The sequence below is a fragment of the Streptomyces sp. NBC_01506 genome (genome assembly GCF_045040295.1).
GTDB lineage: Bacteria > Actinomycetota > Actinomycetes > Streptomycetales > Streptomycetaceae > Streptomyces.
On record NZ_CP109422.1, the window covers coordinates 6,477,760 to 6,500,414 of the forward strand.

16 protein-coding genes and 1 tRNA gene are annotated in these 22,655 nt (G+C 71.8%); 10 read left to right on the forward strand and 7 right to left on the reverse strand.

Translation table 11 applies throughout. The annotated features are described in order from the left end of the window. Window positions 1-210 precede the first annotated feature (210 nt). Together OG329_RS28910 and OG329_RS28915 are read left to right on the forward strand one after the other, a co-directional pair. Complete coding sequence (locus tag OG329_RS28910) at window positions 211-585, forward strand: hypothetical protein (protein WP_405799339.1); 375 nt, start codon at window positions 211-213, stop codon at window positions 583-585. A gap of 203 nt (window positions 586-788) precedes the next feature. Continuing rightward, on the forward strand, window positions 789-977 hold the full coding sequence (locus OG329_RS28915) for a hypothetical protein (RefSeq protein WP_405799340.1): 189 nt from the start codon (window positions 789-791) through the stop codon (window positions 975-977). Window positions 978-1,000: 23 nt separating this feature from the next. On the opposite strand, the gene OG329_RS28920 is transcribed toward OG329_RS28915, so the two are convergent. Together OG329_RS28920 and OG329_RS28925 are read right to left on the reverse strand one after the other, a co-directional pair. Beyond that, entirely contained in the window at window positions 1,001-1,969 is a 969-nt protein-coding gene (locus OG329_RS28920; protein ID WP_405799341.1) for a tyrosine-type recombinase/integrase, read from the reverse strand. Between the two features lie 114 nt (window positions 1,970-2,083). Continuing rightward, a tRNA-Arg gene (locus tag OG329_RS28925) sits at window positions 2,084-2,156 on the reverse strand. Between the two features lie 326 nt (window positions 2,157-2,482). On the opposite strand from OG329_RS28925, the gene OG329_RS28930 reads away from it, so the two are divergent. From OG329_RS28930 to OG329_RS28960, 7 genes are all read left to right on the forward strand, one after another. Continuing rightward, the gene (locus OG329_RS28930) at window positions 2,483-4,075 is read left to right on the forward strand and encodes a dynamin family protein (RefSeq protein WP_405802076.1); all 1,593 of its coding nucleotides are present in this window, start codon (window positions 2,483-2,485) and stop codon (window positions 4,073-4,075) included. Between the two features lie 5 nt (window positions 4,076-4,080). Continuing rightward, on the forward strand, window positions 4,081-6,033 hold the full coding sequence (locus tag OG329_RS28935; protein WP_405802078.1) for a GTPase: 1,953 nt from the start codon (window positions 4,081-4,083) through the stop codon (window positions 6,031-6,033). A gap of 160 nt (window positions 6,034-6,193) precedes the next feature. Continuing rightward, window positions 6,194-6,733, forward strand: coding sequence for a single-stranded DNA-binding protein (locus OG329_RS28940; RefSeq protein ID WP_405799342.1), 540 nt, complete (start codon window positions 6,194-6,196; stop codon window positions 6,731-6,733). 288 nt (window positions 6,734-7,021) lie between these two features. After that, window positions 7,022-8,380, forward strand: a complete 1,359-nt coding sequence (locus tag OG329_RS28945) for a Cys-Gln thioester bond-forming surface protein (protein WP_405802079.1) — start codon at window positions 7,022-7,024, stop codon at window positions 8,378-8,380. A 277-nt stretch (window positions 8,381-8,657) separates the two neighbouring features. Further along, window positions 8,658-10,322 carry an energy-dependent translational throttle protein EttA gene (gene ettA / locus OG329_RS28950; RefSeq protein ID WP_405799343.1) on the forward strand — a complete coding sequence of 555 codons (1,665 nt, stop codon included), beginning with the start codon at window positions 8,658-8,660 and terminating at the stop codon, window positions 10,320-10,322. 1 nt (window position 10,323) lies between these two features. After that, entirely contained in the window at window positions 10,324-10,749 is a 426-nt protein-coding gene (locus OG329_RS28955; RefSeq protein WP_405799344.1) for an acyl-CoA thioesterase, read from the forward strand. Continuing rightward, window positions 10,746-11,462 carry a hypothetical protein gene (locus OG329_RS28960; RefSeq protein WP_405799345.1) on the forward strand — a complete coding sequence of 239 codons (717 nt, stop codon included), beginning with the start codon at window positions 10,746-10,748 and terminating at the stop codon, window positions 11,460-11,462. Before OG329_RS28955 ends, OG329_RS28960 begins: the two co-directional genes overlap by 4 nt. A 76-nt stretch (window positions 11,463-11,538) precedes the next feature. Here OG329_RS28960 and OG329_RS28965 read toward each other — a convergent pair whose 3' ends face one another. From OG329_RS28965 to OG329_RS28980, 4 genes are all read right to left on the reverse strand, one after another. Continuing rightward, entirely contained in the window at window positions 11,539-12,537 is a 999-nt protein-coding gene (locus OG329_RS28965) for an ABC transporter ATP-binding protein (RefSeq protein ID WP_405799346.1), read from the reverse strand. Beyond that, window positions 12,534-15,386, reverse strand: coding sequence for an ABC transporter permease (locus OG329_RS28970; RefSeq protein ID WP_405802080.1), 2,853 nt, complete (start codon window positions 15,384-15,386; stop codon window positions 12,534-12,536). Before OG329_RS28970 ends, OG329_RS28965 begins: the two co-directional genes overlap by 4 nt. 802 nt (window positions 15,387-16,188) lie before the next feature. Next, window positions 16,189-19,599 carry an FtsX-like permease family protein gene (locus OG329_RS28975; RefSeq protein WP_405799347.1) on the reverse strand — a complete coding sequence of 1,137 codons (3,411 nt, stop codon included), beginning with the start codon at window positions 19,597-19,599 and terminating at the stop codon, window positions 16,189-16,191. A gap of 156 nt (window positions 19,600-19,755) precedes the next feature. Further along, the gene (locus OG329_RS28980; RefSeq protein WP_405799348.1) at window positions 19,756-20,154 is read right to left on the reverse strand and encodes a globin; all 399 of its coding nucleotides are present in this window, start codon (window positions 20,152-20,154) and stop codon (window positions 19,756-19,758) included. A 136-nt stretch (window positions 20,155-20,290) separates the two neighbouring features. Here OG329_RS28980 and OG329_RS28985 point away from each other — a divergent pair, with 136 nt between their 5' ends. Beyond that, on the forward strand, window positions 20,291-21,313 hold the full coding sequence (locus OG329_RS28985; protein WP_405799349.1) for a methyltransferase domain-containing protein: 1,023 nt from the start codon (window positions 20,291-20,293) through the stop codon (window positions 21,311-21,313). A gap of 61 nt (window positions 21,314-21,374) precedes the next feature. Here the strand turns inward: OG329_RS28985 and OG329_RS28990 are convergent, their stop codons facing one another. Continuing rightward, a complete protein-coding gene (locus OG329_RS28990; RefSeq protein ID WP_405799350.1) occupies window positions 21,375-22,631 on the reverse strand; it encodes an FHA domain-containing protein in 1,257 nt (418 codons plus the stop codon). Window positions 22,632-22,655: the final 24 nt, after the last annotated feature.

Sequence of the window (22,655 nt, forward strand, 5' to 3'; positions counted from 1 at the left end):
TACTCAAGCACACCGTTCGAGCGCTGTCCACGATCGTGGGCAAGATTGCGGTTGGGCAATATTCGGTCGCTTAGGGTCGCCAGGTCCCCTTGGCGTCCCCGATCGTGGACAATGGCACGCGAGCGTAAACGGTTGTGCGCCCTGACCTGGTATTTTCCAACCGCATTCGGCCGAGAGGTGTGGACCGTGGCGCCAAGAGAGGCGGTAGTGGTGCCTGAGCAGCGTGACGCGCTTACCGAGTTGGTACGGCAGTACGTCGGCGCCGGCAAGCGATGGTCTACTCGCGATTTCTCCGAGCGTGCCGTGGAGCCTGGGACGGGCTGGTCTCCGAGTAAGTCTCTTATCGGGAAGATCATCAAAGGGGACAGCTACACGATCAACGCGCATCTGGTTTCGGCCCTCGCGATCGGCTTGGACCTTCCGCGGGATGTGATAGCCGCTGCTGCCCACTTTCAGGTAATCGGCTACACGGCGTCCGAACTGTCAGGAGATGCCCCCGTGACTCTCCTACACAAGCTTGGCGAGCGCCCGGCCGACACCTCCAAGTCCCAAGCTGTAGCGCAGAGTTGGGTTGACGACGAATAGCCTGTGACTATTTGTCATACAAGCTGATTGATTTCCGAATCGTCACAATGCCGATTGAAATCTTTCCGTTTTTGTCTCTCGCCTGCACTAATCATCTGCGTAGTCGTACAGTTACGTGACCTCGCGCAGGATCGAACGCTTGTGCGAACGGGGTGTGCCTGAACGTGCACGGGATGCCCGGAGCCAGCGGGACAGGGGGTCATGTGACTGACGTTCGTGTGGAACGGGCGGAGCTCGACAGCGGAATCCCCGTGATGTATCGGGACTACGGCGACAGGGTTCGTATGGCGTACGACCCCGCCCAGATCGCCGAAGCGGCAGCCATCGCGCTTCTCTGTGTGCAACTGCCGCGGCTTGTCGGGGGCCTCGTGTTGATCGAGGTCGGCCGGTAGAGCTTCCCCACGCTGGCGGCCGGCTACTTGAGCCGGTCGCCGGGGCTCAACCTCTTGTGTGCCAGCGCGGCCCGCTCGGAGCCTGCGGAGGCGGCGTACCGGGAGAGCATCTGCCGACTCTTCCACCCTGTGATCCTCATGAGGTCGTCCTCGTTGCCGCCGCCCACCTTCCACAAATGAGCAAACGTGTGCCGGAACTGATGAGGATGCAGAGCCGGGATGTCGGCCTCGGCGCAGCGGCGTTTCAGCATCGTGCCAACACCCCAGATGGTGAGCCTCTGACCCTTGTTGCGGTCCCCCCACCACAGCCACATGTCGCCCTCCAGCGCCTTCCCCTTGTGCTTCGCGGCGCCCCGGAGGTACCGGTCGAGCGCGGTGGCGGTCGCCCTTCCGAATGGCACGCTGCGCCACTTGTCGTTCTTGCCGAGTACGCGGAGCACCATCAGGTCGAGGTCGAGGTCCCCGGTGCGCCGGTCGGTGCACTCCGAGAGTCGGACACCGGTGTCGAGGAACAGCATCAGAAGCGCCGTGTCGCGTCGGTCCGCGTAGGTCTTGCCCTTGCACGTGCGGAAGAGTGCGGTGAGGTCAGCGTCGCTGATGACGGGGACCTCCGCCTCGGTGACGGTTGGCGGCTTCATGGTTCGCATGGGGGAGCGGCCCGACTTCAACTCCTCCTCTCCAACAAGCCAGTTGAACATCGTCTTTAGGCTGCGGAAGTGGTTGTGTGCATTGCTCGCAGACGTCCGTTCCATAGTCGCGGTGATGTATGCCTCGACATGCTCGCGATGGATTGCGTCGATGTCGGCCGGAGCCGGCCGGCCCTCTTCGTCGACGGCGGGCCGGTACCCGTTGTTCTCGTCCAGGAGGAAGGCGGCGAAGGCTCTTGCAGCCTGGCCGTAGATGCGGATCGTGTTGTCGCTCTTGTTCTGGGACTTGAGTGCCCGGAGCCATGAGGCGGCCATCGGGCCGAGGTTGTATCGCTCGTCGGTCATGCGCCCCACCATGCTGTCCACTATCGTGGACAGTCAAGGCGCTTGGCGCAGTAGCGATGTGCTTTCGGACAGAAAAGAGCCTCACCGGCGTTTCCGCTGGTGAGGCTACGTGTGCGCCCCCGGCAGGACTCGAACCTGCGGCCAAGCGCTTAGAAGGCGCCTGCTCTATCCACTGAGCTACGGGGGCCGGAACGTGGTCCCGGGTGGCCGGAGTGCCGGTGGGGCAGTCCGTGCGGTCCGTGACCTGTGCCGGGACAAGGATAGGGCTCCGTTCACCCTGGCCCGGTTGCTTCACCTGCGTGGCATGATGTGGAGGTTCGGTGAAGCGAACCGATAATCGCAGGCAGGTGCGATTCCCGCAGTGCTTTTCGCCTCTGGAGCGACGGGTGTTGTGCACTCGTTATGCCTGCGCCCCACTCGTCCCGTCTGTCCCCCGCGCCTGACCGGCGCGCAGGAGATGTCTATACGCTTCAAAAAGGCGCCAAAGTTGGGCATTCTTCGCATGTGGTGACCTTGGACGTACGGCCTCAGTTGATCGACGCACTTTCCGCGCTGCGCGACCGTGTCGCCGCTGTGCGTCTTCCACTCCCTCTCGACGGGGCTCCGCGTGCCCGGCAGACCAGGGAGGAGCTGCTCGCGCAGCTCGACGACTATCTGGTGCCACGGCTCCGGGACCCCGAAGCGCCCCTGCTCGCCGTGGTGGGCGGATCGACCGGGGCCGGGAAGTCGACGCTCGTCAACTCCCTTGTGGGGCGGCGGGTCAGCGAGTCGGGGGTGCTGCGGCCCACCACGCGTACCCCCGTACTGGTGTGCCACCCCGACGACTGCCACTGGTTCGACGGCGTACGGGTCCTGCCCCAGTTGACGCGCGTCTGGCTGACACAGCAGGAGGAGGACGGCGGCGCCGGGGCCTGGAGCGCGGACGACGAGCACGCGCTGCGAGTCGACACCGCCGTGGCGCTGCCGCGCGGCCTCGCGCTGCTGGACGCGCCCGACATCGACTCGCTCGTCGTGCGCAACCGGGTCCTTGCCGCCGAGTTGATCTGTGCGGCCGACGTGTGGGTGATGGTCACCACCGCGTCCCGGTACGCCGACGCGGTGCCCTGGCATCTGCTGCGTACGGCGAAGGAGTACGACGCCTCGCTCGTGACCGTCCTGGACCGGGTGCCGCACCAGGTGATTGACGAGGTGTCACGGCAGTACGCGGCCCTGCTCACCAAGGCCGGCCTGGGCGACGTACCCCGCTTCACCATCCCCGAACTGCCCGAGTCGGCCGGCGGCGGCAGCGGCCTGCTCCCCACCACCGCCGTCGCGCCCCTGCTCGCCTGGCTGACACACCGGGTGCGGGACCCTGCGGCGCGCCAGCAGGCCGTCGTCCGTACGGCCGCCGGTGTCATCGGCTCGCTCAACGTGCGGATGCCGGAGCTGGCGGGCGCCGTCGCGGCGCAGTACGCCGCCGCCGTACGCCTCACGGGCGCCGTCGAGGAGGCGTACGCGTCCGAGCGTGAGCGGGTACGCGGGCGGCTCAAGGCGGGCGCCGTGCTCGCCGGGGACGCGCGGACCCGCTGGCGCGGCTACCCGAGGGACAGCTCCGCGCGGGAACTGCTCGATTCGCTGGTCGAGAGCCTGGCCGCGCTGCTCCAGTGCGCGGTCGCCGCCGCCGACGAGCAGATCACCGACGCGTGGCGGCGCGAGCCGGCCTCGGGCGCGGTCCTGACACCCGGGCCGGACGCGGAGGTGTCCGAGCGGATCGGGATGGCCGTACGGCGCTGGCGCCGGGTCGTCGAGGAGCTGGCCGAGGACGAGGTACGGCTCCTGGAACGCAACGCCGCGCCCGACGCCGAGACGGTCGCCGCGCTCCTGGCCGCCGCCCTCCTGGGCGGGCACCGCACGCGGGTCGCGGGGGAACGGCTCGCCGAGCGGATCGGGGCGCAAGGGGCGCTACGGCTGCGCGACAAGGGCGGTGACCTGGTGGCCACGTACATCGACGACGTACTGCACGGAGAGCGGGACCGGCGGCTGGCTCCCCTCGACGCGCTCGAAGTGGCGCCGGAGCCGCAGGCGGAACTCATCGCCGCGCTTTCCGTACTCCAGAAGGAGATGTGACCGAGATGGCGGACGTGACGGATGTGACCACGTTGACGGACGGGCCCGGTGAGTTGGGTGCGGATGCCGGTGCGGGTGTTGGTGCCGGTGTTGGCGCCCGTTCCCGTGCCCGTGCTGGTGCTGGTGCTGGTGCTGGTGCGCGGCGGGTCGGATCGGGGGAGGCCGGTGTCGCCGAGGCGGCGGGCGCGGCCGGTAAGGGCGGCGGCGCCAACGCCGTTGTGGACGGCACCGAGCGGCGCTGGGACGACGGGCTGATCGCCCGTCACGCGGTCGGCCGCAAGGGCGCGGGCGGCGCGCTCAGCACCGTAGGTGTGGAGGGCATCGACGAGGACGGCGTTACGGCGGCCACGGCCGACGCGCACCAGCCCATCGGAGGCGCCTACGAAGGGCCGCTGCGCGTACGGCTGGACGCCCTGCGCGAACTCGTGGGGCTCTCCCGGACCCGTATCGAGGGCACCACGCTCGCCGAGGCCGGACGCGTACTGGACGAGGCGTCCACGCGGCAGCGGCTCTCGTCGCGGCACACGGTCGTCGCCATCGCCGGCGCCACCGGCAGCGGCAAGTCGACGCTGTTCAACGCGCTCGCCGAAGTACCGATCTCGGAGACGGGTCTGCGCAGGCCCACCACTTCCGCGCCCATCGCCTGCGTCTGGTCCGAGGGCGCCGCCGGGCTGCTCGACCGGCTCGCCATCCCTGGGAGGCTGCGTCGCAGGCCGCTCGCGGGCGGCGACGGCGACGAGGAACTACAGGGTCTCGTCCTGGTCGACCTGCCCGACCACGACTCCGCCGTGGTGGCGCACCGGGACCAGGTGGACCGCGTGCTGGCCCTGGTCGACGCCGTCATCTGGGTGGTCGACCCCGAGAAGTACGCGGACGCCGCGCTCCATGAGCGCTATCTGCGACCCCTGGCGGGCCACGCGGAGATCACCTTCGTCGTACTGAACCAGATCGACCGGCTGCCCGGAGAGGCCGCCGACCAGGTCCTGGACGATCTGCGCCGGCTGCTGGACGAGGACGGCATGGCGCTCGGTGAGCACGGCGAGCCGGGGGCCACCGTGCTGCCGATCTCCGCGCTCACCGGTCAGGGCGTGGGCGAACTGCGCGAGCTGGTCGGCCGGTTCGTCCAGGAGCGGAACGCCGCCGCCAGGCGGCTGTCGGCCGATGTGGACGCGGCAGCGGCGCGGCTGCGCTCGGTGTACGTCGCCGACGGGCGTACCGGTCTCGGTGAGCGCTCCCGCGAGGAGTTCGCCGAACGGCTCGCGGGAGCGGTGGGCGCGGTGGCCACGGGCGAGGCGGCCGAGCGCGAGTGGCGCAGGAACGCGGGACGCGCGTGCGGGACGCCCTGGCTGCGGCTGTGGCGCTGGTACGAACGCACCCGGACGCCGGGCGGCGGCGTCCCGCGCGCCGAGGTGATCGTGGAGGACGAACTCACCGCCAGACAACGGGTCGAGCAGGCCGTGCGTACGGTCGCGGACGACGCGGCGGCCGGGCTGCCCCGGCCGTGGGCGCAGGCGGTGCGCGAGGCTGCGGTGCGCGGGGCTGTCGGGCTGCCGGAGGCGCTGGACGAGCTGGCCGTGACGGCCGGGCCGCCGAGCGGTCGCCCGGCGCGCCCCGCCTGGTGGCCGGCCGCGGTGCTCGCGCAGGCGGCCATGACGCTGCTCCAGATCTACGGTGCGCTGTGGCTGGTCGGCCAGATCATCGGCGTGCTCGAGCCCGGCATCGTCCCGCCCGTGCTGGTGATGCTGGCCGGGATCGTCGGCGGGCCGCTGGTGGAGTGGGCGTGCGCGGCGGCGGCGCGGGGACCGGCGCGGCGGTACGGGCAGGACGCGGAGCGGAAACTGCGCGAGGCGGCGGCGGGCTGCGGGCGGGCCAAGGTGCTCGATCCGATCGCGGCGGAGCTGATGCGGTACCGGGAGGTGCGGGAGCAGTACTCGACGGTGTCGGGGGTGACGAGGTAGGGAGCGGTAGGTGTCGGGGGTCGGGGTGCTCGTGACCACGAAAGAGTGACGGAGATATCCACAACTGGCGAGTTGTCCACAGGCGTCGGCAGACATTTTCCATCCGGGCCAGCATGAAGTGGTCGGTGAGCGCCGGCGCCGGAGAAGAGTGGGGGCTGTCATGAACGACACCGTGGTGACGCTGGTGGGAAACGCGGCGACGGGGGTGGAGTATCGGGAAACGGCGACGGGTGGGGTGGCGCGGTTCAGATTCGCGGTGACTCCGCGGCGCTGGGACCGCCGGAATTCGGTCTGGACGGACGGGAGTACGAGCTTCTACACCGTCTGCGCGTGGCGGAATCTCGGGGCGAATCTCACCGCGTCGGTCAATGTCGGCGACCCGCTGGTCGTGCACGGCAGACTGCGTGTGCGGGACGAGGCGAAGGACGGACAGCGTCGGACGTTCGTGGATATCGACGCGTTGTCGATCGGCCACGATCTGACGTGGGGGACCTCGGCGTTCAAGCGGGTGACGCGGGCGAATCCGGCGTTGATGGAGCGTCAGGCGGATGTGTCGGCCGCGACGTCGGCGGCGAGCAGGGGTACGGATGCGGGCACGGATGTGGCCCGCGAACCGGTGCATACGCAACCGTGGCTGTCCGAAACGGACCAATCGCCGGCGCCGGCCGGGGTGGTCGCGGCGTCGACCGGGCCGCTCTGACCGGGGAGTTGTGGAGATTTGTCGATGGTCGAACGAACTCGAAGGTGCCAGCGATAACGATTCCGATTCGGAACGGTTATCGGAACGTACGAACGGGCATCGGCGCTCTCCTCCATCCATAGGATTCCCGAGTACTCATGGGGCACTTGAGTCTGCTGGCGAGGCAATCCCCCCACGCGTCCCACGCGTAGGACCTCGCCCGGAGGGGAAAAATCTGTGTTGTCTGCGCTGTCTGAGTTCTTCGCTCCAACCGCTCGCAGGCGGGGCGCCGCCCGTCTCGCCGCCTCGATGGCCGTCTCCTGCCTTGTCGTCGCGGGCTCCGTGGCCGGCGCGGGTGCGGCCGTGGCCGACGACACGCTCCAGCACCGCGGCGGAGCCGCCGCGACGCTCGACGGCCTCAGGACGTTCGACAAAGCCGTGCTCCACACGGACGGCGAGGAGCGTGAACTGCCCGCCGGACTCTTCGAGATGACCGTCGACGGCGGCGGCAAGCTCAAGACGTACTGCGTCGACATCCACAACCCCACCCAGAATCAGGCGAAGTATCTGGAGACCCCCTGGGAGCAGACCTCGCTCGGCGCGAACAAGAACGCCGGGAAGATCCGCTGGATCCTCCAGAACTCCTACCCCCAGGTCGACGACCTCGCCGCGCTCGCCGATGACGCGGGCACCGGGCCGCTGACCGCGCGGACCGCCGCCGCCGGTACGCAGGTCGCCATCTGGCGCCACTCGGACAACGCCGACGTCGACGCCGTGGATCCGCAGGCCGAGAAGCTGGCCGACTGGCTGGAGCGCAGCGCCGAAGGCCTCGGTGAGCCCAAGGCGTCCCTCACTCTGGAGCCCGGCGCGGTCTCCGGCAGGAGCGGCGAGCGTCTGGGGCCAATCACCGTCCGCAGCGACGCCGACAGTGTCGCGGTGTCCCCGCCCGCCGACGCCGAGGCCATGGGCATCAAGGTCACCGACAAGGACGGCAAGCCGGTCACCGAGGCGACCGACGGCACGAAGCTGTACTTCGACGTCCCCGAGGACACGGCCGACGGCACGGCTTCGCTGAGCGTGCAGGCGACCACGTCGGTGCCGGTGGGCAGGGCGTTCGCCGGGGTCACCAAGAGCCAGACGCAGATCCTGGCCGGCTCCAGCGAGTCCACGGTCTCGGCGACGGCCACCGCCACATGGGCCGAGCAGGGCGCGATACCGGCGATCACCGCCGAGAAGAACTGCGTGAAGGGCGGCGTGGACGTCACGGCGGCCAACAAGGGCGACGAGCCGTTCACCTTCGAGCTCGCCGGGGAGGAGTACGAGGTCGAGGGCGGCAAGTCCAGGACCGTCACCGTGCCGGTCGCCGAGGACCAGGCGTACGACTTCACGATCACCGGGCCCGGTGGCTTCACCGAGAACTTCCAGGGCGTCCTCGACTGCCGGACCACCGGGAACCCCGGCCCGCCGGTCGACGAGACCAGCACCCAACTGGCCCCGGCCACGGCGGGCGGCACCGCAGGCATGGGCGGGCTCGATCTGGCCGAGACGGGCACGTCGAACGCCACCCCGATGATCGCGGGCGTCGCGATCGGACTGGTCCTGTTGGGCGGCGCGGCGGTCTTCTTCTTCCGTAAGAAGGACGATCCCTCCGCCGACGCCGGTGAATGACCGGCCCGTAGGACGGCACGACCCCTGCTGACAGCACGACCCGCCGGCCCGTCGCCACTGACAGCGGCTCCGACGCGCGGACGAATCCGGTCGCGCGCCGGGGCCGCGTGCCCGGCCCGTCCGCGGAGCGGTCCCGGGGGCCGCAGGTCTGGACGGTGTGTCCGAGCCCTGGACATTCGGTTTCTCCCCAGGGAGGGACGTGCGGCAAGATGGTTCTATCTGCCCTCACGCGGCGGAGCCGCACATTGGCCCTTCTCGATCTGCCGGACGGTTTCTCTTGGCTGAGTACATCTACACGATGCGCAAGACGCGTAAGGCGCACGGCGACAAGGTCATCCTCGATGACGTGACGCAGAGCTTCCTGCCCGGTGCGAAGATCGGTGTGGTCGGCCCCAACGGCGCTGGTAAGTCCACCGTGCTGAAGATCATGGCCGGGCTGGAGCAGCCGTCCAACGGTGAGGCGTTCCTGTCGCCCGGGTACTCGGTCGGGATGCTCCTCCAGGAGCCGCCGCTGGACGAGACCAAGACGGTCCTGGAGAACGTCCAGGACGGCGCCGCCGAGATCATGGGCAAGCTCAGGAGGTTCAACGAGGTCGCCGAGCTGATGGCGACCGACTACTCCGACGCCCTCATGGACGAGATGGGCAAGCTCCAGGAGGACCTGGACCACGCCAACGCGTGGGATCTGGACACCCAGCTCGAGCAGGCCATGGACGCGCTGGGCTGCCCGCCCGGCGACTGGCCCGTCACCACCCTCTCCGGCGGTGAGCGCCGCCGTGTCGCGCTCTGCAAGCTGCTGCTGGAAGCGCCCGACCTGCTGCTGCTCGACGAGCCCACCAACCACCTGGACGCCGAGTCCGTGCAGTGGCTGGAGCAGCACCTCGCCAAGTACCCGGGCGCCGTAGTCGCCGTCACTCACGACCGGTACTTCCTCGACAACGTCGCCGGATGGATCTGCGAGGTCGACCGCGGCCGTCTGCACGGCTACGAGGGCAACTACTCCAAGTACTTGGAGACCAAGCAGGCCCGTCTCAAGGTCGAGGGGCAGAAGGACGCCAAGCGCGCCAAGCGCCTCAAGGACGAGCTTGACTGGGTGCGCTCCAACGCCAAGGGGCGGCAGGCCAAGTCCAAGGCGCGGCTGGCCCGTTACGAGGAGATGGCCGCCGAGGCGGACAAGATGCGGAAGCTGGACTTCGAGGAGATCCAGATCCCGCCGGGCCCGCGGCTCGGCAGTGTCGTGGTCGAGGTCGAGAACCTGAGCAAGGCGTTCGGCGACAAGGTCCTGATCGACAACCTCTCCTTCACGCTGCCGCGCAACGGCATCGTCGGGGTCATCGGCCCCAACGGCGCGGGCAAGACCACGCTGTTCAAGATGATCCAGGGCCTGGAGAAGCCGGACTCCGGCGTCATCAAGGTCGGCGAGACCGTCGAGATCAGCTACGCCGACCAGGGCCGCTCCAACATCGACCCGAAGAAGTCGCTGTGGGCCGTCGTCTCCGACGAGCTGGACTACATCAACGTCGGCCATGTCGAGATGCCCTCGCGGGCGTACGTCTCCGCGTTCGGCTTCAAGGGGCCGGACCAGCAGAAGCCGGCCGGTGTTCTCTCCGGCGGTGAGCGCAACCGCCTCAACCTGGCGCTGACGCTCAAGCAGGGCGGCAACCTGCTGCTCCTCGACGAACCGACCAACGACCTCGACGTCGAGACCCTGTCGTCGCTGGAGAACGCGCTGCTGGAGTTCTCCGGCGCGGCCGTGATCATCTCTCACGACCGGTGGTTCCTCGACCGCGTCGCCACGCACATCCTGGCGTACGAGGGCGAGTCCAAGTGGTTCTGGTTCGAGGGCAACTTCGAGTCGTACGAGAAGAACAAGGTGGAGCGGCTGGGTGCCGACGCGGCCCGGCCGCACCGCGCCACGTACAAGAAGCTGACCCGAGGCTGACATGGCCCGCCATCACTACAGATGCCCCATGCGCTGGTCGGACATGGACGCCTTCGGGCACGTCAACAACGTCGTCTTCATCCGCTATCTGGAGGAAGCGCGTATCGACTTCATGTTCCGGCTGGCGCCCGGGGACGGCTCGACGTCCTTCTCCGGCGGGTCCGTCGTGGCCCGGCACGAGATCGACTACAAGCTGCCGCTGGTCCACCGGCACGAGCCGGTGACCATCGAGCTGTGGGTGACGAAGATCGGCGCGGCGACGCTCACGATCGCGTACGAGATCAAGGACGAGGAGCAGGTGTACGTGCGGGCGTCGACGGTCATCGTGCCGTACGACCTCCAGGCGGGCCGGCCGCGGCGGATCACGGCCGAGGAGAAGTCCTTCCTGCTGAAGTACCTGGACGACGCGGAGGCTCTCGCGGCATGACGGCGACGACCGTGCGGGCCCTGCGGCTCGCCGACACGGCGGAGGCGGCGGATCTCGCCGCCTTCCTCGGCCGGCTGATCCGCTACGACCGGGCCGCCGCGGTGCGTCTCCAGGCGGGTGGCGGGGCGGTGGCCGTGTTCGGGCGACCGCCGGCGCTCGAGGTGCTGGCGATCCGTACGGCGCGGTTGCGGTCCCCGGAGCCGGGGGCCGTGCCCGGCGCTGCGGTGGAGTTGGACGTCACCGTATCGGCCGGTGAACTGCTCGAGGCGATCGACGAGTTGACGGGCGGTATCGCGCTGCCCGCCGCCGTCACCGGTCCGCCGTGGACCGGGGTGCTGCCGCCGCGCGGCGGCTGGGGGCAGGTGCCCGGCCTGCCGGGACCCGCCGCGCTGCGCGAGGCCGTCGCGGCGGGCGTCGCCGAATTCCGCGCGCGCGACGAGGCGTTGCCCGCCGCGCACCGCGACCGCGCGGAACGGGACCGGATCGGCCGCGAGATCTGGTCGCGGACGGTCGGCGACACGGGTCTGCCGCTGCGCGCCGTACACGCGGCGCAGTCGGTGGGCTTCCTGCGCCCGATGCCGGAGGACGCGCCGGTGGCGCTGCTCAGGTCCGGTGCGTGGACGCGGTTGCGGACGCCGTACGGGTCCATCGCCGTACGGACGGGTGGCACGGGTGCGGGTGGCACGGGTGGGCTGAGCGTCACCCCGACGTAGCGCCGCGCTCGCCGGGCGGGGGTGGTTCTGCCGGGGTGCCCCCGGTGGGCGGCGAGTCCTCGATCCCCGGACGGGCTTAATTCGGGCCGTCCGGTGGGGTGTCCGGCCAGATTCCTATGTGGTCCTGTTCAAGCTCCAGCAGCACGCGGTGTTCCATGTTCAGCGCCTTCGTGTACTCGGCGGGCAACTGGAGGCGCCCCGCGCGGTCGAGCATCGCGTACTCCCGCGCCACCACCGACTCCTGGCCCGTCGTCGCGTCGACCTCCGTGCGGCGCAGGACCTCCGACGAGGTACGGCCGTCGCGGATGGCGACCGTTCGGCGCACCTCGCCCGCGACCGCCTGGTCGTGGGTGACGATCACGATCGTCGTGCCCAACTCCTCGTTCGCCCGCCGGAACGCGGCGAACACCTGCTCCCCGGTCGCCGAGTCCAGCTCGCCGGTCGGTTCGTCGGCGAGCAGTACGGAAGGGGAGTTGGCGAGGGCGACCGCTATCGCGGCCCGCTGCTGCTGGCCGCCGGACATCTGGTGCGGGCGGCGGTCGCGGCAGTCCGCGACGTCCAGCATCGACAGCAGCGAATCCGCCCGCGCGGCGCGTTCGGCGCGCCGGCGTCGACCACCCCGGCCGCCACCCCGTCCGCTCAACTGCATCGGCAGCGCGACGTTCTGACTGGCCGTCATGTACGGCAGCAGATTCCGGCCGGTCTCCTGCCAGACGAAGCCCACCGCCTCACGGCGGTAGCGCAGCCGAGCCTTCGCGTCCATGCCCAGCAGATCGCGGCCCGCCACCTTCGCGGCGCCGGCCGTCGGGACGTCCAGGCCCGCGAGGATGTTCATCAGCGTCGACTTGCCGCTGCCCGACGCGCCCACCAGCGCCATCAACTCGCCCTCGGCGACCAGCAGATCGAGACCCTGGAGGGCCTGCACCTCCACACCGTCCGCGGTGAAGATCCGCACGAGCCGGTCGCAGGAGATGAGCGCGTCGTGGCCGTACGAGGGACGGTCGCGGTGGGTGCCGGCGCGCTTCTCCAACTGCTCCAGCGTCGTCCCCGCCCCGGACCCGGTCGGCGATGTCATCGGCTGTCTCCTGCCCTGAGTTCCTTGATCGATCCTTGCCGTCCCGCCCACCACGCCTGTACGACCGACACCGCCGCCGCGAGCGCCAGCACTCCCACGGCGGGCAGCACCAGCGACCATGGATCGGCCTGGAGCGGCGCCCCGTCCACCGGCACGTCGGAGGTCGCGGTGAGCGCCAGTTGTACGAGATCCACTCCCGGCGCCAGCAGTACGACCGTCGCCCAGCCGACCAGCGCGCCGCCCACGGCGGCCAGCAGCGCCTGCGGAAGGACCTCCAGGCCCAGGAGTTGGCGGCCCTGGCGGGTCGTGAGGCCCATGGTGCGCAGCCGCGCCAGCAACGTGACGCGCTCCGGGGCCGCCTGCGACAGCGAGAGCAGCAGGGCCAGCAGGGCGTAGCCCGCGCCCGCCGCGATCGCCGCCGCGTAGATCCGCTCGGCGCCCTCCTGCATGGGCGTGTTGACGAACGCCTCGCGCTCCTCGGTGCGCAGCTTCACGGTGAAAGCCGTCTCGGGCTGCTCGGCCGTTGAGTCGGCCGTCGCGTCGCCCGTCTCGCCGAATCCGGCGACCGTACGGCGCAGCGCCGTGCCGTCCAGCTTCGCGCCGCTGACCAGGAGGGTGGTCGGCGCCCGCTGCGTCAGGTCGGCGGCGTTCACGAGGAGGTAGTCGTTGCCGAGCGAGGCCGGGGTGTCGCGGTGTATCTCCGCCACCCGCACCTTGAAGTCCCCGGCCGGCGACTGGATGTCGCGCGGCTGGTCGCCGAGCCGTTCCGCGACGGCGGGCGAGGCGATCGCGGGCAGGACCCGGCTCCGGTCCGGCCCGCCGTCGTGCACACCGCCCCCGCCCACGGACTTCAGGGCGTCGGCGGAGAACTCGCCGAGGCCGGTCTGCCGGGCCAGTCGCGCGTACGCCTGCGGCTCCACACCGATCATGGTCACGCCGAGCGAGGTCCGGAAGCCCTTGCTGTCGGACGGGAGCGGTACGCCGTACTCGATCCGCAGCGCGGTCACTTCATCGACCCCGGGGCTCTCCCGCACGGCCTCCGCGAGCCCGTCGGGGAGGACCGGCGACGAGCCGACGAGGCTGATCCGGGCGTCGGCGCCCGTCGCCAGCACGGCGGCCCGGTCCCTGGCGCCGTCGATCCCGGCGAGTACCGAGCCGCCGAACGCCGCCGTCGTCAGCGCGACGAGCAGGGCGAGCAGCGGCAGGGCGCCGGACGACGACGCGCGGCCCGCGCGTGCGAGTGAGAGGAAGCCGACCGCGCCGCGCAACCGGCCGGCGGGGCGGCCCGCGAGGCGCAGCGGCAGCGGATACAGGCGTACGAGAACGAGCGCGGCGATCAGCCCCACCAGTACCGGCGCGGAGCTGACCAGGTAGTCCACGTCGCCCACCGCGCCGGCCGTGGCGTCGGCCGTACCGCCCGTACCGCCCGTACCGCCCGTGCCGCGCCGGCGCAGCGCGACCACCGCGCCGATCGCCAGGGCGAGCAGGGTCAGTTCGGCGATCGTGCGGCGGCGGGAGGGCCGGACCCGTACAAGATCGTCGCGGCCCCCGTGCGGCAGGGGTCTGCGGTGCCGTACGACGGCCCGCACCGGCAGCGCGGCGCACGCCAGCAGCGCGGCGGCGCTCGCGGCGGCGACGGCGGGCAACAGCCGGGCCTGCGGGACGGTGACGACGGCCAGCAGCAGGCCGAGAGCCGCCGCCGGCAGGACGATCACCGCGGTCTCGGCGAGGAGCCGGCCGCCGATGCCGCGCAGCGAACCGCCGCGTGAGCGCAGCAGGGCGAGTTCGGCCTGCCGGCGTGCGGCGATCAGGCCGCCCGCCATCACCAGGACGACGGCGGCCACGGCCCCGATCCCCAGCGCGGCGACGGCGACGACCGGGGCGATCGCCGTACGCATCGAGCGGTGCGCGGTGACGATCTCGTCAAGTCCCGTCGCCACCACGGCCGATGGCCCGATGACGGTGGTGCGCAGTCGGGCCAGCTCCGGGCCGTTCTCCAGCGCCGCGATGCCGGAGGCGAGCCGCGGGGCGTCGCGTGCGGTGAGCGCGGTGATGTCGGGCGCGAGCCGCCAGTACGCCTGGGGCTCGCCGGTGGTGCCGAGCAGTACGGGGGCGGCGTCGGGCGCCAGCAGGATGGAGGCGCGCCAGTAGCGGGGCTGCGGGCGGTCGTTGGTCGGTTTGGCGACCAGGGCGGGGGAGCCGAGTGTGGTCTCGAAGGCCCAGTAGCTGTTGTCCGGGTCCCGTGGCGCGACGATGCCGGTGATCCGTACGCCGACCTCGCCCCGGTCCACGCCCGGTACGTGCACCACGGAACCGACCTTGATACGCAGCGCCGTCGCCGTTTCGGCGGTGACCGCGCCCTCCACCTCGCCGGTGCGCTCCGTCACCGCCTCGGTGGCGCGGGGGAGCCGGCCCTCGCGGAGCGTGGAGTGGCGGTCGAGGTCCGCCTGGGCGGCGAGGGTGAACATGGGCGGCAGATTGTTCGGCGCGGGCAGCCAGGGGTCGGTGCCCTCGACCGGCTCGGAGGTCCGTACGCCGTAGGCCGAGGCGCCTTCGTCGGCCCGTACCGGTGTGGGCAGACTCCGCGTGATCTTCTGATGCGTCTGTGCCACCCAGGCGCCGCGCAGGGTTTTCTCCCGGTCCGCCTGCGGCGTACTGGGGCCGGATGCCGGCGAGCTGACCTCCAGGACGCTCTCACCGGCGGTGGCGGTACGGATGTCGTGGCGCAGGCCGTTGGTCTCGTACGCGTCGACGGAACGGGGGAACGCGGCGGCGAGGTACGCGGTGAGCACGACGAGCACGGCCAGGGCGACGGCGGCACCGGGCGCGGTACGCAACCGCGTCCGCACCCACGGCGCGACGGCCCGCGCGGGGCGGTGCGAGCGGGGGCGGGGGTGGGGCGTGCTGCCGCCGGGGGCGCCGGATCCCGGGGCGTCGTCGCGGGTCCGGTCGCCCGAACCACCACCGCCGGTCGCGCCGTTGCCGGGCGCACCGCTGTGGGGCCGGCTGGCGCGGGGCTCCGTGCCGTCGTCGTCGTTGCCGCGTGGTGGGCTGGCGTTGGGCCGGTCGATGTCGGTATCGGTGTTTGCCGGTGTGCGGCCGTCGCGTCGGTCAGCGTTGTTGCGGTGGGGTGCGTCGCCGTGGGGCGGGCTGGCGTCGCCACTGGCGGTGTCGGACGGGCCGACGTCGGGGCGGGCGCTTCCGCGCGTGCTGCGCGTGCCGCCGGGACGGATGTCGCCGTCGTCTGCGTCGTTGCTGGCGGGACTGCCGTCGCGGCGGCGTGGTGGGCTGCCGTGGGGCCGGTCGACGTCGGCATCGGTGTTTGCCGGTGTGCCGCCGTCGCGCCGGTCAGCGTTGTTGCTGCGGGGCTCGGCGCCGTGTAGCGGGCTGCCGTCGCCAGTGGCCTCGTCGTCCGCGTTGTCGCTGTCGGGACTGCCGCCACGTAGCGCGGCAACGCCCGCTGTACCGGCGGCATCGGGCCGGTCGGTGCCGGAACCGATGCTTGTCGGTGTGCCGCCATGGGGCCGGTCAGTGCCGGGGCCGACTCCGTCGCCCGGCGTGTCGTCCGGTCCGGCGGGGGCCCGGGGTGAACTCGCCTTGGGCGTACGGGACTCGGTAGCGTCTCCGTCTCCCGGTGAAGGAGTCCGCATCTCAGTTGCCTCCCCGTTCGCGCAGCGTGAGCGTCGGGTCCGGGCGGTGCAGGGACAGGGACGCGATCATCAGCAGGGGCAGCGCGGACACCCCCGCCAGCAGTGCCGCGACCTGGCCGATGGGCAGTTCGACCAGGACGCGCGGTATCGGCTGGGTGGCCTGGCCCGTCAGGACCACCAGGGGCACCACCGCCCTGGTCAGTACGGCGCCGAGGGCGAGGCCGATCAGCAGCGCGACCGTGAGCAGCAGGCCCTGTTCGGTGGCTATCAGCCGGGCGAGTTGGCGCCGTGGTGTGCCCAGCGCCCGCAACAGGGCAAATTCGGCCGCCCGTTCACGCTGCGACCCCGCCGCGCTCACGGCGAAGCCGACCGCCGCGAGGGCCGCCGCCGCGACGGCTGCCGCCGTCAGCGCGGACTGCGGGCCGACCCCCAGCGGATCGCTCAGCAGCTCGTCCGCCGTCTCGTCACGTACCAGGACCTGGGCCGGGTCGACGTCGGACCGTTTCCGTAGCGTCTCGGCTATCTCCGGCGTACGGCCCGGTGCCGCGCTCAGCCACCACTCGGTGGGGGCCAGCGACGCGTCCCGGCGTTCGGCCAGTACCTGGTTCACCGTGCGCAGATCGACCAGGAGCCCGCCCCCGTCGCCCGTACGACCGCCGTCGGCGGCCTCGGACGCGGCCCGCGCGCTCAGGGCGCCGGGCCCGGTGGTGGGCAGTTGGTCCACCGCGCGCACGATCTTCACCCGCAGCCGTTCGCCCGAGACCTGGACGTCCACGTTCTGCCCGGTCTTGGCGCCGGCGGCGCGCAGGAAGGTGTCGGTGGCGATCGCGGGGATCACGGCGGGCGGCTCGGCGCGTGCCACTCCCACGTGGACGCTGACGTGCCGCAGCGGGTCGAGGTAGGGCCCGGCCTGCGGGCTGACCCCCGTCTCGTACGAGAGCGTGAGCGGCGCCGAAGCCGAGACGGCCGGCTTCAGCGGCACGTCCGCGTCCGCCTCGCCGTCCAGTGAACTGACGCGCGTCGCCCGCCAGTCGAAGTCGGCGGCGACGTCGACCGGACGCGCGGTGCCGTCGGCGTCCAGCGACCGGAGCGCGTCGACGCTGAGCCGGTGGGTCTCGTTCGGGCCCTGCGGGGCGTTCGATTCCAGCTCAAGACCGGTCAGGGCGAGCGGCTGCGCCGGGGTGAGCGGTGTGCTCGCCGCCTCGGGACCGGGCACGGAGTCCGCCTCGCCCGTCAGATCGCCCGTCAGATCGACCGTGACGGTGTGCGGGCGGCCGTCGACGGGCACCTCGCCCGCGAGCATGCGGTAGCCGATGCCGTAACGGTCCTCGACGACCACCGTCGTGTACGGCGCGCTGCCGGTCGGCGACACCCCGTCGGCCGCCCCGGTGTCGGTGAGCCGCAGTGTGATCCGGAGCCGCCGGGTGCCGTCCGGCAGCGGAACGCCCGGCAGCGCCGTGCTCGGCGGCTTCACCGCGTCGAGGAGCCGCGCCGCGCCGCCGTCGCCGGACAGCCCCGACATGTCGTCGCGCAGCAGCATCCGCTCGTCGGTGTGCGTGGTGTCCAGCGCCAGGACGGTCGCCTTCCGGTTCGCCGACAGCTCGGAGGTGGCGCGGTGCGCGGGGGCCGCCTCGCGTACCCCCGGCAGTGCGGCGTAGATCCCCGCCTGTCCGGGATCACCGGGCCGGTTCGCCTCCACCCGCAGCGACGCGCCGGTACGGAAGTCCGCCTGGTCCTCCTGCGAACGGTCCCACGACGCGCTCTGCCCGATCGCCAGCATCCCCATCGCCACGGCCAGCACCAGCAGCAGCACCGGCCCCGCGCCGCGCAGCGGCCGGCGGCTGAACTGCCAGCCGGCCAGCGCCGACGACAGGCCCGCCCCGCTCGCCGCGCGCCGTTCGGCCAGCCGTGCCACGGGCGGCAGCAGGCGCAGCGTCAGTACGGTGCCCGCGAGCAGCGCCAGCGCGGGTGCGGCGACCAGCAGCGGATCGATGCCGAGTTCGCCCTGGGTGTCACCGCTGAGGGCGCCGCCGCCCGAGGTGGCCGTCTGCCGGTCCAACTGCCAGTACGCCACGGCGGCGATCACCAGCAGCCCCACGTCGGCGCCGGCGCGCACCGGGCCGGGCAGCGTTCCCGCCCGGCCGCGCCGCAGTCGGGTCACACCGGCCGAGGCCAGGGTGGGCGCCACGACAGCGGCGGCGCACGCCAGCGCGACCCCGCCACCGGTCAGCCACACCTGGGCGGTGGAGGTGTCACCGAGCCGCAGCCCGATGTCGGTGAGCGCGCCGCTGTCGGCGAGCAGCCGGGTCAGCGGCCCCGCGAGCAGCGGCGCGCACAGCGCGGCGGGCAGCGCCAGAAGCAGTGCCTCGATCGTGGCGAGCCAGACGATCCGGCGCCGGGAGCCGCCGCGCGCCCGCAGCAGATCACTCTCGCCGGTGCGCTCGGTGCTCAGCAGCCGGGCGACCAGCAGGAGGGCGTAACCCGCGAGCAGTACGAGCTGGACGGTGACGATCAGCAGGGTGGAGCGGGACACGAGCAGCGCGCGTTCGGTCCGGTCGAGCACACCGGGCAGCGCGGTCCGCGCGTTCACACCGTCCGCGAAGACCGGTTGCGCGGCGAGTGCCTTGGGCCCGCGCTCGGCGGCGGCGCGCAGCGAGTCGATACGGCCGGTGGTGACGGACCGGAAGTCGGCGGCGGCCAGCCAGGACAGGTCGCCCGCCTGGAGCCGCCCGGAGTCGAACAGGGCGGGGTCGGTGAGCAGCGGGCCGTAGGTGGTGAAGGTGACCGTGTGGACGCCGTTGCCGCCGACCGTGTCCAACTGCCAGTAGGGATCGGTGAGATCGGCCGGCCGGTAGATGCCGGTGACGCGGATCGTGAGGGGTTTGTCGGTCAGCCGGTCGACGAGGGTGAGGCGCGTTCCGGCCTTGATCCCGAGCTGGGTCGCCGCCTCTTCGGGGAACGCCGTCCGCACGTCGTCTCCGGCGCCGTCCCCGGCCGTGGGCCACGTCCCCGCCACCAGCTTTACGCGCGAGCGGTCGAGCGTCGCGAAGTGCGTGAGGTCGGGGTCGCCCTCGCGGGCGGCGGGCGGCTGAAGCGCGCGGGGGAGCGCGTACGACCCCGAACGCTCCAGCTTCCGTACGGTGACCGGCAGCCCGTCGAAGGACTCGCGCGCGACCTTGGAAGCGGCCTCGTTCGCGGCCACCCGGTCGCTCGGCGGGACCTGCGCGGTGATCACGAGCGACGCCGCGGCGGCCTCGCGCCCCTGGAGCGTGTGACGCAGCGCGGCGTCCCCGATGGAACCGGAGAAGGCGGTGAGGGCCGACAGGACGGTGGTGGTCAGGAGGACGGCGAGGAGGGCCGCGGCGAGCAGCAGCCGGTGCGCGCGGACGCGCAGAAACACCAACGCCGTCACATGTCCCCCCGCCGATCCGTCGCTCTCCCCCGGAGCTCTGGATACTTTCAGAGGGCACCCGGCCGTGGAAACCGCTTACGGGGGTACTTTGATCCGATCGTGACCGTTGTCCGGAACGGAAGTTCCGGATTCCGGGCGTACGCGGGGACTGCCGGCTCAGCTATTGATCATCGACTCGGCGGCATACGTCATGTACTTCCACAGCTCACGCTCGTGCTCCTCGGACAGCCCCAGCTCGTCGACGGCCACCCGCATGTGCCGCAGCCACGCGTCGTGGGCGGCCCGGTCGACGGTGAACGGGGCGTGCCGCATCCGCAGCCGGGGATGGCCCCGGTTGTCGCTGTACGTACGCGGGCCGCCCCAGTACTGGATCAGGAACAGCGTGAAGCGCTCCTCGGCCGGACCCAGATCCTCCTCCGGATACATCGGCCGCAGCAGCGGATCCTCGGCGACCCCCTGGTAGAACCGGTGCACCAGGCGCCGGAAGGTCCCCTCGCCGCCGACCTGCTCGTAGAAGGTCTGCTCCGAAAGCGTGCCGCGCGGAATATCGTTCACCCTTCCATCGTCTCAGACCCACCGGCCGAGTACCTGAGGTGTAGGACCCCCGCTGCCGGCCCCGGAACCTTGATTACCCGGGGTCCGGACCCCGGTACTGCTCGCTTCCGCGCCCGTGACACAGGACCATGGAGGCATGGGCGTTCACCACGAGCACCGCGAGGCGTACGGGCCGGGCGACGAGCACGACGACGACGGCGTCGCCGCCGAGGCACGCGCCGCCATGGTGCGGGGCATGGTGGACGAGGGGGTGCTGGACGATCCGGCCTGGCGCGCGGCGTTCGCGCAGGTGCCGCGCCATCTGTTCGTGCCGTACTACTTCGTCAGCCGGCTCGGCGGCCACGACCGGCTGTGGTGCGAGGACCCCGACCCGGTCCGGCGGCTGCGCTGGCTGCGCGGCGCGTACGCGGACGGGGCGCTGGCCACCCGCGTAAGGGACGGTGAACTGATCTCCTCCAGCAGCCAGCCCTCACTGATGGCCCGGATGCTCACGGAGCTGGACGTGCACGACGGGCAGACCGTCCTGGAGATCGGCGCGGGCACCGGCTACAACGCCGGGCTGCTCTCGCACCGGCTGGGCGACGAGCGCGTGACGACCATCGATCTGGACCCGGAGATCACGGAGTCCGCCCGTACCCATCTCGCCGCCGCCGGATACCGGCCCACGGTCGTCACCGGCGACGGCGCGATCGGCTGCCTGCGGCGGGCGCCGTTCGACCGGATCATCGCGACCTGCACGCTGCCCGCCGTGCCGTCCGGTTGGCTGGCGCAGTGCGCGGACGGGGCGCGGATCCTGGCGCCGCTGGCCACCGGGCTGATCGCGCTGGACGTCGGCGAAGACCACCACGGCCGTTACGCGGAAGGGCACTTCCTGCACACGCCCGTCATATTCGTCCCGCTGCGCGGCGGTACGCAGGAATCGGGGCTGCCGGTCCTCCAGCGGATCGGCGGGCTGCCCAGACGGGCGCTGGAGAACGAACTCTTCCGCTTCATGCTCTCGCTGACGGCGGGCAGCCTGGACCCGCACGAAGCGCTCTCCCTCTGGGAGCGCGAGGGGCGCCCGCAGCGGGAGAGGTTCGGCATCACGGTCGGCCCGGACCGGCAGTGGGCCTGGCTGGACGACCCCTCGGGGCCGTACGCCTGGTCGCTCACGAACTGATCGCCCTGATCGCCCCTGATTCACTCGCGGTGGCGGATCAGGGGCAGATCGGTCGGACAAGTCAGCTACGGCGGATCGTGATCGTCGTCCAGGCACCGACGTGCACGCGGTCACCGTCCTTGAGCGGGACGGGGACGTACGGCTGGATCGGGTCCTCGGCGCCGTTCAGCGTCGTGCCGTTGGTGGAGTTCTGGTCGACCACCGCCCAGCTCCCGTCCGGCTGTTGGACCAGCACCGCGTGCTGGTGCGAGACGCCCGGGTCCTCAGGCGGGACGGACAGGTCGACATCGGGGGACTCGCCGGTGGAGTGGCGCCGACGGCCGATGGTGATCTGGTTCCCGGTCATCGGAAGATGCTGTTCCGGTGAGTACGCGGGCAGGTTGAGGCCCGTCGCCTCGGGGCCGCTGCGCTGCATCATCGCCATGAAGTACTCACGGTCCGGTGCGACGACCGCCGTCCAGTTGCCGGGCGGCTGGTACTGGTGCGGCGGCGGCGGCGGCTGGTGTTGCTGGTGATGCTGCTGCGGCGGCGGGGGGCCCTGCTGGAACTGCTGCGGAGGCGCCGGAGCCTGCGCGTGCGAGGGCGGCGGCAGTACCCAGTCGTCGCCACCGGTCTGCTGCGGCGGGGCGGGCGGCCCCGACTGCTGGAACGAGGGCGGTGACGGCGGGCCTTGCTGCTGTTGGTACGGCGGGGGCGGCGGCGGTCCCTGGTAGCCATGAGGTCCGGGGGGGCCGTGCGGGCCGGGAGGTGCGTGCGGTCCGGGAGGTCCAGGGGGTCCCGGAGGTCCGCCCTGCGGGCCGGGCCCACCGGGCGGGCCCGGCTGACCCTGCGGTCCCTGCTGATCGGGGGACAGCGGTTCGGCGGCCCGGTTCAACTGCGAGGGGCGCGAGCCCTGGTAGTCGTACGCGTCCGGCGGCCGGGGGGGTCCCCCCTGCTGGGCCTGGAAGCCCGGCGGGAGATTCAGCCCCGGAGGCGGCGGACCACCAGGACCACCAGGGCCACCGGGTCCGCCCGGTCCGCCGGGCTGCTGGTGCTGCGGAGCCAGCGGCGTGTACGAGGTCGCCGTGTTCGTAAGGAAGTTCCACCGGCACTCCTCGCAGAACAGGGAGTTGCCCTCGCGCGGAGTGCGGCACTGCGGGCACAGCTCCGCCTGCGCCGTCGCGTTCGGGTCCTGCGGGTAGCCGTAACCGGGCGCGGGCGGCGGTGGGGGAGGCGGCGGCACCGAACCGGCGGGCGCGCCGGCTCCGGCCATGCGATGGCCGCAGACCTCGCACCAGTCGTCGGAACCCGACTGGTGTCCGTTCGGGCAAGTCGGCATGTCGGCGCTTCCCCCTCTCCTCGT